At 51.4% G+C, this 14,984-nt stretch carries 13 protein-coding genes and 1 pseudogene; 9 read left to right on the top strand and 5 right to left on the bottom strand.

Translation table 11 applies throughout. The features are described 5' to 3' along the window. Positions 1–28: 28 nt before the first annotated feature. Positions 29–110: pseudogene (locus G614_RS35000) on the bottom strand (hypothetical protein); the annotation flags it as partial. A gap of 144 nt (positions 111–254) precedes the next feature. Further along, positions 255–515 carry a UPF0236 family transposase-like protein gene (locus tag G614_RS0107755; RefSeq protein WP_155245031.1) on the bottom strand — a complete coding sequence of 87 codons (261 nt, stop codon included), beginning with the start codon at positions 513–515 and terminating at the stop codon, positions 255–257. On the opposite strand from G614_RS0107755, the gene G614_RS27025 reads away from it, so the two are divergent. Beyond that, on the top strand, positions 455–1,162 hold the full coding sequence (locus G614_RS27025; protein WP_278245980.1) for a sulfatase/phosphatase domain-containing protein: 708 nt from the start codon (positions 455–457) through the stop codon (positions 1,160–1,162). The genes G614_RS0107755 and G614_RS27025 overlap by 61 nt on opposite strands. A 207-nt stretch (positions 1,163–1,369) precedes the next feature. Here G614_RS27025 and G614_RS0107745 read toward each other — a convergent pair whose 3' ends face one another. The 3 genes from G614_RS0107745 to G614_RS0107735 all read right to left on the bottom strand — a co-directional run bounded on the left by G614_RS0107745 (position 1,370) and on the right by G614_RS0107735 (position 4,824). Next, positions 1,370–2,722 (bottom strand): GntP family permease, encoded by a 1,353-nt coding sequence (locus G614_RS0107745; protein WP_027641510.1) that lies wholly within the window; start codon positions 2,720–2,722, stop codon positions 1,370–1,372. Between the two features lie 22 nt (positions 2,723–2,744). Then, positions 2,745–3,893: a CdaR family transcriptional regulator gene (locus G614_RS0107740; RefSeq protein WP_027641509.1), complete on the bottom strand. Its 1,149-nt coding sequence runs from the start codon at positions 3,891–3,893 to the stop codon at positions 2,745–2,747. Positions 3,894–4,011: 118 nt separating this feature from the next. After that, positions 4,012–4,824, bottom strand: coding sequence for an MBL fold metallo-hydrolase (locus tag G614_RS0107735; protein ID WP_207637839.1), 813 nt, complete (start codon positions 4,822–4,824; stop codon positions 4,012–4,014). A gap of 296 nt (positions 4,825–5,120) precedes the next feature. On the opposite strand from G614_RS0107735, the gene G614_RS0107730 reads away from it, so the two are divergent. From G614_RS0107730 to G614_RS0107695, 8 genes are read left to right on the top strand one after another with little or no spacing between them, the layout of a single operon-like run. After that, positions 5,121–5,825: a response regulator transcription factor gene (locus G614_RS0107730; protein WP_027641507.1), complete on the top strand. Its 705-nt coding sequence runs from the start codon at positions 5,121–5,123 to the stop codon at positions 5,823–5,825. Next, positions 5,815–6,951, top strand: coding sequence for a sensor histidine kinase (locus G614_RS0107725; RefSeq protein WP_027641506.1), 1,137 nt, complete (start codon positions 5,815–5,817; stop codon positions 6,949–6,951). Before G614_RS0107730 ends, G614_RS0107725 begins: the two co-directional genes overlap by 11 nt. 34 nt (positions 6,952–6,985) lie before the next feature. After that, complete coding sequence (locus G614_RS0107720) at positions 6,986–9,502, top strand: hypothetical protein (RefSeq protein WP_027641505.1); 2,517 nt, start codon at positions 6,986–6,988, stop codon at positions 9,500–9,502. Then, positions 9,502–10,464 (top strand): ABC transporter ATP-binding protein, encoded by a 963-nt coding sequence (locus G614_RS0107715; protein WP_027641504.1) that lies wholly within the window; start codon positions 9,502–9,504, stop codon positions 10,462–10,464. The genes G614_RS0107720 and G614_RS0107715 overlap by 1 nt, the downstream gene beginning before the upstream one ends. Continuing rightward, positions 10,442–11,374 carry an ABC transporter permease gene (locus tag G614_RS0107710; protein ID WP_027641503.1) on the top strand — a complete coding sequence of 311 codons (933 nt, stop codon included), beginning with the start codon at positions 10,442–10,444 and terminating at the stop codon, positions 11,372–11,374. The genes G614_RS0107715 and G614_RS0107710 overlap by 23 nt, the downstream gene beginning before the upstream one ends. 2 nt (positions 11,375–11,376) lie before the next feature. After that, a complete protein-coding gene (locus G614_RS0107705; RefSeq protein ID WP_027641502.1) occupies positions 11,377–12,693 on the top strand; it encodes an SPFH domain-containing protein in 1,317 nt (438 codons plus the stop codon). A 27-nt stretch (positions 12,694–12,720) separates the two neighbouring features. Next, entirely contained in the window at positions 12,721–13,806 is a 1,086-nt protein-coding gene (locus tag G614_RS0107700; RefSeq protein WP_027641501.1) for an ATP-binding protein, read from the top strand. Next, complete coding sequence (locus G614_RS0107695) at positions 13,803–14,759, top strand: TPM domain-containing protein (RefSeq protein ID WP_027641500.1); 957 nt, start codon at positions 13,803–13,805, stop codon at positions 14,757–14,759. The genes G614_RS0107700 and G614_RS0107695 overlap by 4 nt, the downstream gene beginning before the upstream one ends. Positions 14,760–14,984: the final 225 nt, after the last annotated feature.

Below are 14,984 nucleotides of genomic sequence, written 5' to 3'. Positions count from 1 at the left end.
CATCTCAGCCTGCACATCCTGTCTGAGCCCGTCTCACTCCATCCCATCGGTCGTGAGCTCATCCTCTCTGAAAAAACACTGCTCACATGCCCTTCTGCGCTGCACCCTAACACATGCTTATCATGGAACGCCCTTTGAATATACTCCCAGTTCCCTGCCTTCCCTTTGTAATGGTTACTCATCTAATGTATACCGTGCAATTCGGTTGATATATTTCATCAGGTGAAACCGGTCTGCCACAAGTTTACTCTTACCTACATATCGGAACCTGTATAAAGCCCTCCAAAGTAAAAAGGCGACACCAGCTTTCTCCTGCCATTACAGATTTCTTCTTTTCCTTCAAAGAGATAGACCAGCTTGCCGATAAAACATCCCTGCTCCTTTCCATCTTTCTGTCGGTGGATATGGTCCTCATCTGCCTCAAGATAAAGGTATTCACAGATTTTCTTTTCCTTTGCCGGTTCTTCCATCTCCAGGATTTCATCTGGACCGGCTTTCAGGAGAAGGGGCCCCATTTTATTTAAGTGTCCATGGGCTGGAAGAGGATACAGTGATCATCTTTACTTCCGATAACGGTATGAACCTGGGGCAGCACGGAATCTGGGGAAAAGGAAACGGTACCTATCCGCCAAATATGTATGATTCATCCGTAAAAGTTCAATTTATTATTAAAGTTCCCGAATACGAAGCACCTGGATCCACCTGTTCTGCTATGGCCGGACAGTATGATATTTTCCCTACTATCCTGTCACTGGCAGGATGCAAATATGAGCTGGAGCCGCTGCAGCCGGGAAAAAGCCTGTTGGAGCAGATCAATCATCCAACGGAAAAATATGAAGACCGGTTTGTTGTATTTGACGAATACAGCAAGACCCGTATGATAAAAAAGGGAAGTTTAAAATATATCCACCGTTACGGAGACAGTCCCTGCGAGTTTTATGACCTGTCAAAGGACCCGGATGAGGAAACCAACCTCTTCGGAAATCCAGAATTTGAAGAGCAGATCAGGATCCTTAAGACAGAGCTGGAAGGATGGTTCGACCGCTATTCCGTTCCTAAAATGGATGCAAGAATATGCGGTGCTGTAGGCCGGGGACAGGAGAAAATGTGTTATGAGAAAAATGCATTTGATCAGTCTATAGAGTTATATCATCGTTCTTAAGGACGCATTTTGCTATTAAGGATTCCTGATCGTATTGTCAGCGCCAGCCGGCCCTTTGTCCGGCCTATTGTACGGGGCCTTTGATGGCTGCGATGAAGCCAGAAACCTCCAGGCGATGGCTTCCGGGAACGGGAAGGGCGCTGCCCAAGCCGCATCCTGGCAGATAGGATCTACCGGAACCGGAAAATAGTGTTTGTTCTGCAGACATTAGCTATGGACACCACAGAACACCAGTGAAAGTATAAACACAATGATAATGGTCACAATACCCATAACCCCGGTCATACCGGTCTGGCACTTATAGGCATCCTTTGTCTCCATGTCAGAGAACTGGGATACCACCCAGAAGTAGGAGTCATTGGCATGGGACACGGTCATGGAGCCGGCGCCAATGGCCATGATGACAAGCACCTTTGCCAGCGGGGTGGTGAATCCCAGGGCAGGCATCAGAGGCGCAATCATAGCGGAGGTGGTAATCATGGCCACGGTGGAAGCGCCCATAGCTGTCTTTAACAGGGCTGCAATGATGAATGGAAGGAATACGCCCACTCCAAGGCCCAGAAGGGATGCGCTCAGCGCGTCAGCGATAGGCAGTTTCTGAAGGATGGCTCCAAATGCGCCGCCTGCGCCGGTGATGGCCAGGATACCTGCGGAGTTGGTGACACCTTCTGTAATCCAGGACAAGGTATTTTTCTTCTCAGCGGCCGGAACCAGGGTCATGGCCAGGAACACGCCTAAAATCAGGGCAATGACAGGGTTTCCGATGAAGGAGAAAAGCATCTTTACAGCGCCGTCTCCAAAAGGAGCACTGGGGAAGTCGCCTACGGATTTAAGTGCAATCAGTACGATGGGAAGCAGGATGGGTGAGAAGCTGTGAAGGGCGCCGGGCAGTTTGCCGTATTTCTCAAGCAGCTCATCCACCGTGTACTCAGGGTTGGCAGGAATATCAATTTTGCTGGATACCTTTTTGGCATAGAACAGCGCTGATAAGGTGGCTGGTATGGATACCAGAAGGCCCACCAGTATGGTCAGTCCCAGGTCAGCTTCCAGGGTACCTGCCATGGCAATTGGGCCAGGGGTAGGCGGAACCAGACAGTGGGTTGCATATAAGCCGCCGGACAGGGCGGTAGCCATGACGGCCAGGGATACATTGCTCTGGCTGGCCAGGGCTCTGGAGATAGGGCTTAAGATGACGAAGCCGGAATCGCAGAATACAGGGATGCCTGTCACATAACCGGTGAGGGCCATGGTCAGAACGCTGTTTTTCTTTCCGACCAGCTTGAGGATGGTGTTGGCCATGGTCAGGGCAGCGCCTGTCTTTTCAAGAATGGTCCCAATAATGGTTCCTGCCAGGATTACGATACCTATGCTGGCAAGTATGTTTCCGAAGCCGCTTTTTACTGTGTTGATGACTTCCTCCGTGGGAATACCGCACACCAGTCCCACTGCAATGGCTATGACCGTAAGTACGATAAACGGGTGCTGGTTAAATTTGGATATGGCCAATACCATACATACTACGGCCAGAAATATGACTAAAAATATAAATAAACCTGACATTCTAAAACCTCCTCAAATATGTTTAAGTGATATCATCTACCGGATGATACATGAAAATCAGACGAACCAGGAATTCCCTGGTAAAGGGAGTCTCATTTTCCAGGTCCAGCAGCTGGAACAGCCGTTTCATCCTGTAAAGAAGGGTGTTCTTGTGAAGATGAAGCCGCTCGGAGGCCTTCTGCACGCTGCCGTTCTCCTGGTAATATACCCTGGCAGTCACCAGAAGGACCTCGGCCTGCCTGGCATCCTGGCTGGCTGTCAGCTTCCGGTACAGCATTTCTGCATACTTTGTACCGCCGTGAATCAGGGACTTGTAAAGCAGATACTGAATTTTGACCTGGCTGTCCTCCAGATTACGGACCGGTCCGCCCTCCATGGAAATCAGGGTGTTGGATTCCTTCATACCGCCGGGAATGTCCTCCAGCCGTACGCAGGCGCCGCTGACAGCAATACAGAGTCCCTCCTCCCGGACTACCTGGGCTATGATTTTGTCCAGGGCCTCGTCCGCCTTCCCTTGCCTGGGAACACTGTGAATAATGATGCAGTCGTTGTTCTGGATGCCGAACACATCCCTGGAGCGGTCCAGGGTACCCTGCCACATCATGTTCTGGAAGAGCTGGGTGTAGTGGTTCATCTGCTCCCTGGTATTTTTGCCTTTGCCTGCCCGTATCATAATGACCTTTACGGGAAAGGCCAGCTGGATCGGAATCAGGGCGGACAGCTGGTAAATGGTTTCCATCTGCCCGGTGTCCCCCAGAAGCAGAAGGCTCAGAAGGCGGTTTCTGACCTCGGACTCCACGTTCTGCTTTTGTGTCATGGCCTGCTGGGCAAAATGATGGGTTACATAGACCTTCAGAAGGTTGGCTACGTTTAACATCTGCTCCTCACATCCAAAGATGCCCACCACCCCAATCAGTTCATCCCTCAGAAAGATGGGCATGTTGTAGCCCTCCTTTGCGCCGGGATACCGGGGTAGGTCCCCTGTCTCAATAAGGACCGGCTTTCCCGTGGCAATGACCTCGGCCGCGCCCTGGTGGAAGGTGCCGATACGCTCCTTTTCCGTGGAGGCGATAATGGTCCCTTCCCGGTCCATGATGTTGATGGTGCGTCCTCCCACCAGGGAGGATGTGGCTTCCACAAAATCCTGTGCCATACTGGAAAATTCTAGCATACCCTCCTCCTGCCAGGAGATGCATCCCTGATGTAATCAAAGGAATCATAAAATCAAAGGAATCATAAAATCAAAGAAATCATTATATCAAAGGAATCAAAATCCAACATCAAGGAAATCAGAGGAGCAGGCAGTCGCCTGCGCCCAGATACACGGTGTTCATCTCCGGATTTTCAGCCATCATGTTCCGGAGAAGTTCCCCGGAGCAGTGGTTAAAGCCCAGAAGTCCGATGCCCATGTCCTTCATGGTTTGGATGGTCATCTGTATGCGCTCCCGGTCAGCCTCCACCAGGTGGGTCCCTCCCACCACTGCACGTATGGGCCGGGAGAAGCGCTGCCTTACCGTATCCAGGATGTTAAGGATGCCCGGATGGCTGCATCCCACGATTACCACCAGTTCACCTCTGTCCTCCAGCACAAGACAGACCTCATCCTGAAAATAATCCTGCTTCCATCCGTCCTTGTCCCGTATCACAAAACGCTCCGGGACTGTCTCAAAGTCATGGGACCGTCTGATGTCGCCCATGACCCAACAGCCCCTGCCAATGGGAAGGACAGACCCACATACCATATGCCGGATGCCGTGTTCCTCCAGGAACAGGCTGTCAAATCCTGTACCCAGATAGGTTGCCTTGAGGCCGTTCTTGGCATATTTTTCCTCAAAGAACCCATTTCCTGTAACCAGGGGACAGCCAAGGCCTGCCGCAACAAAATCCCTGTAACCGGCGGCATGGTCATAATGCCCGTGGCTTCCCACTGCAACGTCTGCCTGTTCCGGCCGGATTCCCAGCCTGAGGGCATTTTCCAGGGCGTGTCTGCCTGCTCCGAAGTCAAAGAGGATGCGCATATCCCCTGTCTCCACATAAAAGGACAATCCATGTTCTGCCTTCATGGCTTTTTGTTCCCCTGCCAGATTGTCCATGACAGTCACTATCTTGATGATCCTCACCTCCTGAAAGTCTATAAAATTTTTATAATGTTTATGAAATGATTATATCATAATTTACTTCTTTTTCCATTGTGACAGAACACAAATATTTGCAAAAAAATCTATTTTTCAGTCTATTTTTGTTTAAAGTATACAAATGAATGAAGATATTACCATTATAGGGAGGCCCGGTGTATTGTAACAGAAATTCCCACAATTTTTCAAGAAAAAAGTAAGGAAAACCTTGATATATTATGTTAGAATAGGTCATATAAGTTAACATATGAGGAGGGGACATCATGCCCGATATAAATATCCTGGTAGTAGATGATGAAAAAGAGATAGCGGATTTGATTGAGATTTATCTTGTAAGTGATGGCTATAAAGTATTTAAGGCGGAGAATGCTGCCAAGGGGCTGGAAATTATTTCCAAAGAAGAGGTACACCTGGTACTGTTGGACATTATGATGCCGGGGATGAACGGCCTGGAGATGTGCAAGAAGATAAGGGAAAACAATAACATCCCGATTATCATGCTCAGCGCTAAGTCCACGGATTTAGATAAGATATTAGGTCTGGGAACAGGGGCGGACGACTATGTGGTGAAGCCCTTTAACCCGCTGGAACTGACGGCCAGGGTCAAATCGCAGCTGCGCCGCTACACCCAGTTAAACCCAAACAGCGCTTCCAGGGAGAAGGCCAACAACGAGATTACCATTAAGGGAATGACCATTAATAAGGATAATCATAAAGTGATCGTGGACGATGAGGAAATCAAGCTCACCCCCATTGAGTTCGATATCCTGTACCTGCTGGCTTCCAACCCGGGCAAGGTATTCAGCACCGACGAGATATTCGAGAAGGTGTGGAATGAAAAGGTATATGAGGCCAACAACACGGTCATGGTACATATCAGACGCCTGAGAGGCAAGATGAAAGAGGACACCAGACAGAATAAAATCATCACCACAGTGTGGGGAGTAGGTTACAAAATTGAAAAGTGATATGAGCAGGCGCTACCATACCCGGGTTATCACCAACATTATATACAGCGCCATCATTACCTGTCTTGTGGAAATATTTCTGGTGACCAACGTGTCCATGATTGCCAGATATATGGAGGAATCCGGACGTATGAACCGCCTGCTTCAGGCTGTGCTGGATTACCATGTGGCGGTGGTGCTGGTTTATGTGGTATCCGGGCTGGTGCTGTTTGCGGTGACCTTCATGATTCTCCAGGAACCCTATATCCGCTATATCAGCAATATATCGGATGCGGTCCAGAGCATATCAGAAGGCAACCTGAATACCACCATTGATGTGATTGGGGATGACGAGTTCTCCAGCATGGCTGCCAACCTTAACAAGATGGTGGAGGATATCCGGGAGCTGATGGATAAGGAGAGGGAATCGGAGCGCACCAAGAACGAGCTCATAACCAATGTGGCCCACGACCTGCGCACACCCCTTACGTCCATCATCGGATACCTGGAGCTGCTGGCCGGCAACAGTAAGATACCGGCGCAGATGCAGCATAAGTACATAGAGATTGCATACGGAAAGGCTCGCCGCCTGGAGAAACTGATTGAAGATCTGTTTGGATTTACCAAGCTCAATTACGGCAGGATATCCATGCACGTATCCCAGCTGGATGTGGTAAAGCTGCTGGGACAGCTTTTGGAGGAGGCATATCCGAACTTTGTGGAAAAGAATCTGTCATATGACCTGCAGAGCAATGTACCGGCTAAAATCATAACAGCTGACGGCAATCTGCTGGCCCGTCTGTTCGACAACCTGATTGGCAATGCCATCAAGTATGGCGCTGATGGAAAAAGAGTCCTGGTAAAGATACTGGCCCAGGAGGATGTGGTGACTGTTTCCGTTACAAATTACGGCTACGTCATACCGCCGGAGGAGCTGCCTCTGATATTCAACAAGTTTTACCGGGTGGAACAGTCCCGGTCCAGCAGTACAGGCGGTACGGGCCTGGGACTTGCCATTGCAAAGGAAATCGTGGACATGCACGGAGGAACCATCAATGTGACCAGCGATTTGGACGGCACTGTGTTCACAGTAAAGCTTCAGGTAAATTTTGACATCAATAAAGAGAATTTTGGAACTATTAGCTGACTTAAACGGAGAATATAGGATGAGGAAGTGTAACATGCGGATATTTCCAGAGATAATAAAAAGGGCGCTGAAAAGCACCCTTTTTGGCTTAATGCTGGCAGCGTCTGTCACTGTCCAGTCCCCGGGAGTCCAGGCTTTTGGGACGGACAGTACGGCTGCCAAGGAGGAAACCGTGGAATCACCCGTTGCCATGGACGTGGTCTACGGTTATCAGAATACAGCGAAAAGCGGCCGTTTCCTGCCCCTTAAAATCGAGCTGTCCAGCCAGTCCGGCCAGGCGTTTAAGGGAACCCTGTGTATTCTGGCCATGGAGTCGGATTTTCAGGGATATAACATGAACCTGGATTATGATGTATACCGGTATGAGTATCCGGTTGAAATTGAACCTGGCAAAAGCGTGAACAAATCAGTGAGCATATCGCTGGGGGCAAGGGTTGACCAGATGTATGTGCGCCTGCTGGATGAGAATGGAAATGAGGTGCTGAGCAAACGTCTGAAGCTGAATCTGAACCTGGAGACAGCAGAGCTTTTTATCGGCGTACTCAGTGACAACCCGGCGGAGCTTCTGTATTTTAATGGCGTGGGCATTAACTACAGTACCCTCAGGACCAAGACCATCGAGATGACGGCAGCCACTCTGCCGGCGTCGGAACTGGGCCTGGACCAGCTGGATGTGCTGCTGATAACGGATTTTGATTCCGGAAAGCTGTCAGGTCAGCAGATAGAGGCTGTGTGGGAGTGGGTCCGCAAGGGCGGTGTTCTGCTCATAGGAACCGGTGACAGGGGAGAGGATACTCTGAGGGGCTTTGGCAAGGAACTCCTGGAGCAGCCCCTTCCCCAACCCGACGAGCGGGTCATCAACATGGGTGTGGAATACGCGGTGGACCGGCCTGAAGGCGCTTCCATCCCTCTGGTCTGCACGGATGTCATGCTGAAAGGCGGCACCGAGGTGCTGGGCAGCGATGAGCTGTCCGTCCTCTCATCGGTTTCCGTGGGGAACGGACTGGCTGCCGTGGCCATGTACGATTTTGTGGACATAGAAGAATTCTGTCAGGCCAATATCTCTTATATCGACAATCTGTTCACCACCCTTTTGGGGGAGGATAAGATAAACGGGCTGGCCAGCGCCATGGACGGAAGCACATCCAGCCAGTTCTGGTCAGTCCAGGGACTGATTAATACAGGCAATATCAATAATCTTCCAAAGGTGGGCCTGTACGTGACCCTGGCGGTGGCATATGTGGCCCTGGCCGGACCCGGCCTCTACTTCTTCTGGAAACAGAGGGGAATGCGCCAGTATTACCAGCTGTCCGTGGGGCTCCTGTCCCTGTGCTGTACCGGCATGGTTCTTCTCATGGGCATGAGTACGCGGTTTACAGGACCCTTCTTCACCTATGCAACCATAAAGGATACGGACAGGGATGAGATATCGGAAACCACATTCATCAACATGCGGGCCCCCTATAATAAACCGTATTCCGTAACGCTGAATCCGGAATACACCCTGTATCCCATTACGGGAAGCGCCTACTACAATATGGGTCTCCTGCCCAAATTCACGGGTGAGGAGACACCGTCCATAACCATACATTATGATGAGGAGGGTACCAAGGTCAGGTCCGACAATGTGGGCGCATTCAACTCAAAGTTCTTCATGATGGAGCGCCGCATGGAAAACGGACAGCAGGAGGGATTTACAGGCGATGTGAATTCCTTTGACGGTAAGGTGACAGGGACCCTGACCAACAATTACGGCCAGGAAGTGGACAATGTGGCCATCCTCCTGTATAATCAGATGATTCTCATTGGCCACATGGAGCCGGGCGAGACCGTAAGTCTGGACGGCATGAAGGTCATATACGGAATCACCAATTTCGGTTATGCCATGGCAGAGCAGATCACAGGGGCTTCCCGCTATAAGGAGGACAAGGATATACGGGACGCGGCCTATGTGCAGGCATTGGAGAGGACCAACCTCCTGTCCTTCTATATGGGAAACTATCTGTCAGGCTATCACTCAGAGGCCAGGGTACTGGGATTCAGCAATGAGAAGGAGGAGACTGTATTCTTAAAGTCCTCCAACTATGAGACATATGGTTCCACCCTGCTGACCTCCTCCATTGATGTCAATTATGAACAGGACGGCATGATATACAGGTCCGCGCTCCAGAAGCAGCCCAATGTGCTTTCAGGTGAGTATTATGCGGCCAACAACAGCATGTACGGCCTGACTCCGGTCATGTTAGAGTATTATCTGGGAAATGATATCGAGGTGGAGAAGCTGTCCTTCCATCAGATGAGCGATGAGGCGGTGCAGAGCATGCGGTATTACTATACGGTGCCATTTGCCGGCAATATGTATTTCTATAACTACAATACAGGAACCTATGATTCCATGGATACCCATGTCCAGTCCTATGTCAGGGAGGAGCTGGAGCCATACCTGTCCCCGGGCAATACCCTGACCATCAAGTATGTGTACGATGCCACAGGCGATTACACCTGGAATATCATGCTGCCCATACTGACTGTGACAGGAAGGAGTAAATGATGCTGGAGATAAGAGGATTACACAAGATATACGGAAAATACCATGCATTAAGCGGCCTGGACATGACGGTGGAGACCGGCGCCCTCTATGGGTTTGTGGGGCCCAACGGAGCGGGAAAGACCACCACCATTAAAATCATGACAGGGCTTCTGGAGGCGGAGGAAGGCAGGATTACCATAAACGGCATGGACGCCCGTGCCGACCTGGGAAAGCTTAAGTCCATGATTGGTTATGTGCCGGATTTCTTCGGGGTGTACGATAACCTGACCGTGTCGGAATACATGGAATTCTTTGCGGCCTGCTACCACATAAGCGGCCTGGTGGCAAGGAAGAGATACACGGCCCTGCTGGAGCAGGTGGGGCTGGAGGATAAGCTGGATTTCTTCGTGGACGGACTGTCCAGGGGCATGAAGCAGAGACTGTGCCTGGCCAGGGCCCTGATTCACGATCCGGCCATCCTTATACTGGATGAACCCACATCGGGGCTGGACCCCAGGACCCGCTTTGAGTTCAGGGAGATATTAAAGGAGCTCCAGGAATCGGGCAAGACCATAGTAATCAGTTCCCATGTCCTGTCTGAGCTGTCCGAGCTCTGTACGGATATAGGAATCATAGACCAGGGGAGGATGGTGCTGGAGGGAAATATAGACGATATCCTGTCCAGGGTCAATACCTCCAATCCGCTGGTTATATCTGTGTTCACCAACATTGATAAGGCGCTGTCCATTCTTAAGAGCCATCCCTGCGTGCAGACCATATCCCTGCGTGAACAGGATATCTGCGTACGGTTTGCGGGGGATGCCCAGGACGAGGCCCTGCTGCTCCAGCGGCTGATTGACAGCGACGTGCTGGTCAACGGATTCACCCGGGAAAAGGGAAGCCTGGAATCCGTATTTATGCAGCTGACAGAACATGAAGAGGAAAGGGTGGTGATGTCTTATGATGCGAAATCCGGTCTATAGCCGGGAGATGAAGGCCAGTTCCAGAAGTATCCGGCTGCCCCTTATCATCGTGCTGTTCAATGGAATCCTGTCCATGGTCACACTGCTCAACATGTATTCCGCCGTGGCCCAGGTGGAGTCCGCAGCGGTCATTCAGTACAGCAGCTTCATGGATATGTATGAGTTTGTCACCACCATTGAGTTCATACTGCTGATGTTCATAGTGCCGGCCGTGACAGCGGCCAGCATAAGCGGGGAGCGGGAGCGGCAGACCCTGGAATTGATGCTCACTACCCAGATGACGGCATCCCAGGTGGTGATCGGGAAGCTGATGAGCGCGTTGAGCACGCTGCTCTTACTGATTGTGTCCAGTTTCCCGGCGGTGGCCATGGTATTTGTCTATGGGGGAATCACATGGCAGGATATCCTGTCTCTCCTTCTGTGCTATATCACGGTGGCCTTTTTTGCGGGAAGCCTGGGAATCTGTTTCTCGGCCCTGTTCAAGCGGTCTACCATATCCACAGTAGTTACCTATGGAGTGCTTATAGCCGTGGTGGCCGGGACATACTTTATAAATAAGTTTTCACTCTCCCTGTCCTCCATGAATATAAGCAATTCAGTGGCGGCCTATGGTTTCGGGGAAAATGTGGTCAAACCATCATCGGGAAATGTGATTTATCTGCTGCTTCTCAATCCTGCGGCTACATTTTTTACAATCATAAACGGACAGATGGGAGGCAGCACACCCACAGCCAAGATGGCAGGTTATTTTGGGATGCAGTCCACTGGTTTTGTGATGAAGAACTGGATTATCATCAGCATAGTGATTCAGCTGGCCATAGCCGCGCTGATGATTTGGGTGGCTATCAAGGCAGTGGAGCCGGTTAAGCGCAGGCGCAGACAGAAGAAGGCAGCTAAGAAAGGAGATTAATCATGGGAATCATTAAAGCAGTTACCACAGCAGTGGGAGGAGCCCTGGCAGACCAGTGGCTGGAGGCCATAGAGCCGGATGATATGGGCGGCAGGACCGTCTTTGTCCGGGGCATCCAGGTGCGCAGGGGAAAGGGGGCTAATACAAAGGGGTCATCTGATATCGTGTCAGACGGTTCCGTCATCCATGTGTATCCCAACCAGTTCATGATGCTGGTGGACGGCGGAAGGATAGTGGATTATACGGCGGAGGAAGGCTACTACAGGGTCAGCCGTTCCTCCATGCCCTCCATGTTTAACGGACAGTTTGGGGAGGCGCTGAAGGAATCCTTTAACCGTATCCGTTTCGGCGGCGTGACACCGGGAGTCCAGAAGGTGTATTATGTCAACCTTCAGGAGATAAAGGGAATCAAATTCGGCACCCGCAACCCAGTAAACTATTTTGACAACTTTTACAATGCAGAGCTGTTCCTGCGGGCCCATGGAACGTACTCCATCAAAGTGACAGACCCCATTAAGTTTTATGCTGAGGTTATCCCTAAGAATGCAGACCATGTGGAAATAGATTCCATCAATGAGCAGTACCTGTCAGAATTCCTGGAGGCCCTGCAGACATCCATGAACCAGATGTCGGCAGACGGCATCAGGATATCCTACGTCACATCCAGGAGCCGGGAGCTGGGACAGTATATGGCTCAGACCCTGGATGAGGAATGGACCCGGATGAGAGGAATGGAGATACAGGCAGTGGGTATTGCCAGCATTACCTACGACGAGGAATCCCAGAGCCTGATTAACCTGAGGAACCGGGGAGCCATGATGGGCGACCCGTCAATCAGGGAGGGTTATGTACAGACCACCATTGCAGAGGGGCTTAAAAACGCGGGATCCAACGACAACGGAGCCATGGCCGGTTTTATGGGCATGGGGATGGGAATGCAGATGGGCGGCGGCTTCATGGGCGCGGCAACCAACACCAACATGCAGCAGATGCAGATGAACCAGGCTCCGGGCCGTATGTCCGGAAATACCGGAATGCCCGGGATGGGCGGCCGGCCTGTGGGGGAGCAGCCGGCCGGGGGCCAGTGGGCTGCGCCGAACCAGATGGAAGGGGCACAGCCGGGCGGCGCGGGAATGGCCGGCCAGATGCCCGGAACGCAGCCGTCCGGGGCATGGACCTGCCCCGACTGCGGGACTTCCAATACGGGCAAGTTCTGCGGCGAGTGCGGACATTCCCGTCCCGATACACCGTGGACCTGTGCCTGCGGAAACATCAATACAGGAAAATTCTGCAGCGAATGCGGTAAACCAAGGCCGTAAATGCCGTGATTACAGGAGAGAGAGAATATGGCAGCCATAACCTACAAATGCCCCAACTGTGACGGCGGCCTTGTATTTGACCCGGCTTCACAGAAATACCACTGCGAATATTGCCTGTCTGATTTTACCCAGGAAGAACTGGAACGCCTGAGTCCGGAACCGAACCGCCGGGAAGCAAAACACCAGGAATCGGAGCTCCAGGAACCGAACGGCCGGGAACCTGGCGGCGCTGAGGCTCAGCCGGTTCTTTATACCTGCCCCAGCTGCGGCGCCCAGATTGTGACGGATGAGACCACTGCGGCGACCTTCTGCTATTACTGCCATAATCCGGTGGTACTGGCAGGACGGCTGGAAGGGCAATTCAGGCCGGATTATGTGATTCCCTTCCAGATAGACAGGCAGAAGGCAGAGGAGATTTTTTCCCAGTGGATAGGGAGAAAAAAGTACGTGTTGGAGGCATTTTACAATAAGAAACAGATTGAGAGCATGAGCGGGGTTTATTTCCCGTATTGGCTTTACAGCTGCCGGGTGGACGGGGAGCTGGACGCCCAGGGGACCAGGCTCAGGACATGGGATAACGCAGGCATGAGGTATACAGAGACAACGATATACGATGTAAAGCGCCAGGGAACCATGGAGGTGGACCATGTGGCCAGAAATGGCCTGAGAAAGGCCAAACGGCAGCTGGTGGAAAGCGTGCTCCCCTACAGGATGAATGAAAAGGAGAATTTCTCCATGGGATATCTTTCCGGATTTCTGGCCGAGAACCGGGATATGGAAAAAGAACAGTTTGTGCTGGACGTGCAGTCAGAGGTCAGGCAGTTCGCCCTTCAAAGCCTTCAGGACCAGGCCGGGAGCTACAGCAGTATGCAGGTGCGCAAAAAGGAGGCAGGCATAAGGGATGAGAAATGGAGTTATGCCCTGCTTCCCCTATGGACCCTTACATATCATGACAAGGCCAGGGGAAGGATATACTATTTCGCCCTCAACGGACAGACCGGAAAAATCTGCGGAAAGCTGCCTGTGGACAGGAAGAAGATTATAATTCTCTTTTTCTCTGTGTTCCTTCCGCTGTTTTTATTACTCATGACAGGAGGGTATTTCTTAGGATGACAGGACGAAGGATGGTTAGATGGCTCAGGCTCCTGGCAGTTTCGGCGGCCGTGGTGTGGCTGGGAGTCTGGAGCGGAGCAGGGAACATACTGGATTCCCAGGCACAGGAATCCGGGGCATATGACAAGGCTCAGACCTATGATAAGGACCAGACCCATAAGAATGCCCGTAGGCTGTTCGATGAAGCGGGCCTTATGACATCAGAGGAGGCCGGAACGCTGGAGGAACTGATTGCCCGGTGCAGGAAAAAGACCGGGATGGATGTGGCGGTGGTCACTGCTTATAATGACGGCAGCCATGCGGCCAGGGAATATGCAGATGATTTTTACGACCAGTACGGCCTGGGCACGGGCAGGAAAGCCAGCGGAGTGCTGTTTCTGATTTATATGGACAGTCCTGGCAGCTATGGAGGCGAGAGCTATGTGTCCACCACCGGGAATATGATACGGATTCTCACAGACCGGCGAATCGAACAGATACAGGATGATGTGGCCTATTCCCTGAGAAACCTTGATTATGCAGGGGCGGCAGCCGAATTCCTAAAGGATGTGGAGTATTATGTGGACCGTGGAATTCAGAGGGGACAGTATAATTACGACACGGAAACAGGGGAAATCAGTATCTACAGAAGCATACGCTGGTACGAAGGAATGTTTGCATTCCTGGTATCAGCCGGGGTGGCAGGCTCGGTGTGCCTGGGAGTGAGGCGGCGGTATTCCATGGAGCAGACCGAACGGGAGAGGGCCAACAGCCTTCTGGCCTACCGGGCAGATGCCAAATTTGCCTTTGGCGATTCAGGGGACAGTCTGATTCGCAAATTTGTTACATCGGCCCCCATACCAAGGCCCACACAGAATCACTCATCCGGAGGTTCAGGACGAAGCTCAGGGCGAAGTTCCACCCACAGATCCAGCAGCGGCAGAAGCCACGGAGGCGGCGGCAGAAGATTTTAGAGGAATATTAAATGTGTTTTATGCACATTTTAAGGGTATGCGCGATATAATAACGTATAGATGTGGTTCAAAAATACCTTCTATCTGGTTGTGCCGCGCATCCAGCTGGTGCTTTAATCATAGATTACAGGGCAACCTGGGCGGTGATGACGTGTTGCAGGCGTTATTGCCGTTTACATAGCCGGCATTATCTGATAAAATGAAACAGGAAGGGCATTCCCTTAA

The sequence above is a fragment of the [Clostridium] clostridioforme AGR2157 genome, from assembly GCF_000424325.1.
Lineage (GTDB): Bacteria > Bacillota > Clostridia > Lachnospirales > Lachnospiraceae > Enterocloster > Enterocloster clostridioformis_A.
This window is presented reverse-complemented; position numbering and strand designations above follow the sequence as displayed.

Bases quoted from the DNA above. Each gene is read 5' to 3' on its own strand.
- G614_RS0107755 (WP_155245031.1), bottom strand. From the start codon at position 515: ATGGGGCCCCTTCTCCTGAAAGCCGGTCCAGATGAAATCCTGGAGATG.
- G614_RS0107745 (WP_027641510.1), bottom strand. From the start codon at position 2,722: ATGTCAGGTTTATTTATATTTTTAGTCATATTTCTGGCCGTAGTATGT.
- G614_RS0107740 (WP_027641509.1), bottom strand. From the start codon at position 3,893: ATGCTAGAATTTTCCAGTATGGCACAGGATTTTGTGGAAGCCACATCC.
- G614_RS0107730 (WP_027641507.1), top strand. From the start codon at position 5,121: ATGCCCGATATAAATATCCTGGTAGTAGATGATGAAAAAGAGATAGCG.
- G614_RS0107720 (WP_027641505.1), top strand. From the start codon at position 6,986: ATGCGGATATTTCCAGAGATAATAAAAAGGGCGCTGAAAAGCACCCTT.
- G614_RS0107715 (WP_027641504.1), top strand. From the start codon at position 9,502: ATGCTGGAGATAAGAGGATTACACAAGATATACGGAAAATACCATGCA.
- G614_RS0107710 (WP_027641503.1), top strand. From the start codon at position 10,442: ATGATGCGAAATCCGGTCTATAGCCGGGAGATGAAGGCCAGTTCCAGA.
- G614_RS0107705 (WP_027641502.1), top strand. From the start codon at position 11,377: ATGGGAATCATTAAAGCAGTTACCACAGCAGTGGGAGGAGCCCTGGCA.
- G614_RS0107700 (WP_027641501.1), top strand. From the start codon at position 12,721: ATGGCAGCCATAACCTACAAATGCCCCAACTGTGACGGCGGCCTTGTA.
- G614_RS0107695 (WP_027641500.1), top strand. From the start codon at position 13,803: ATGACAGGACGAAGGATGGTTAGATGGCTCAGGCTCCTGGCAGTTTCG.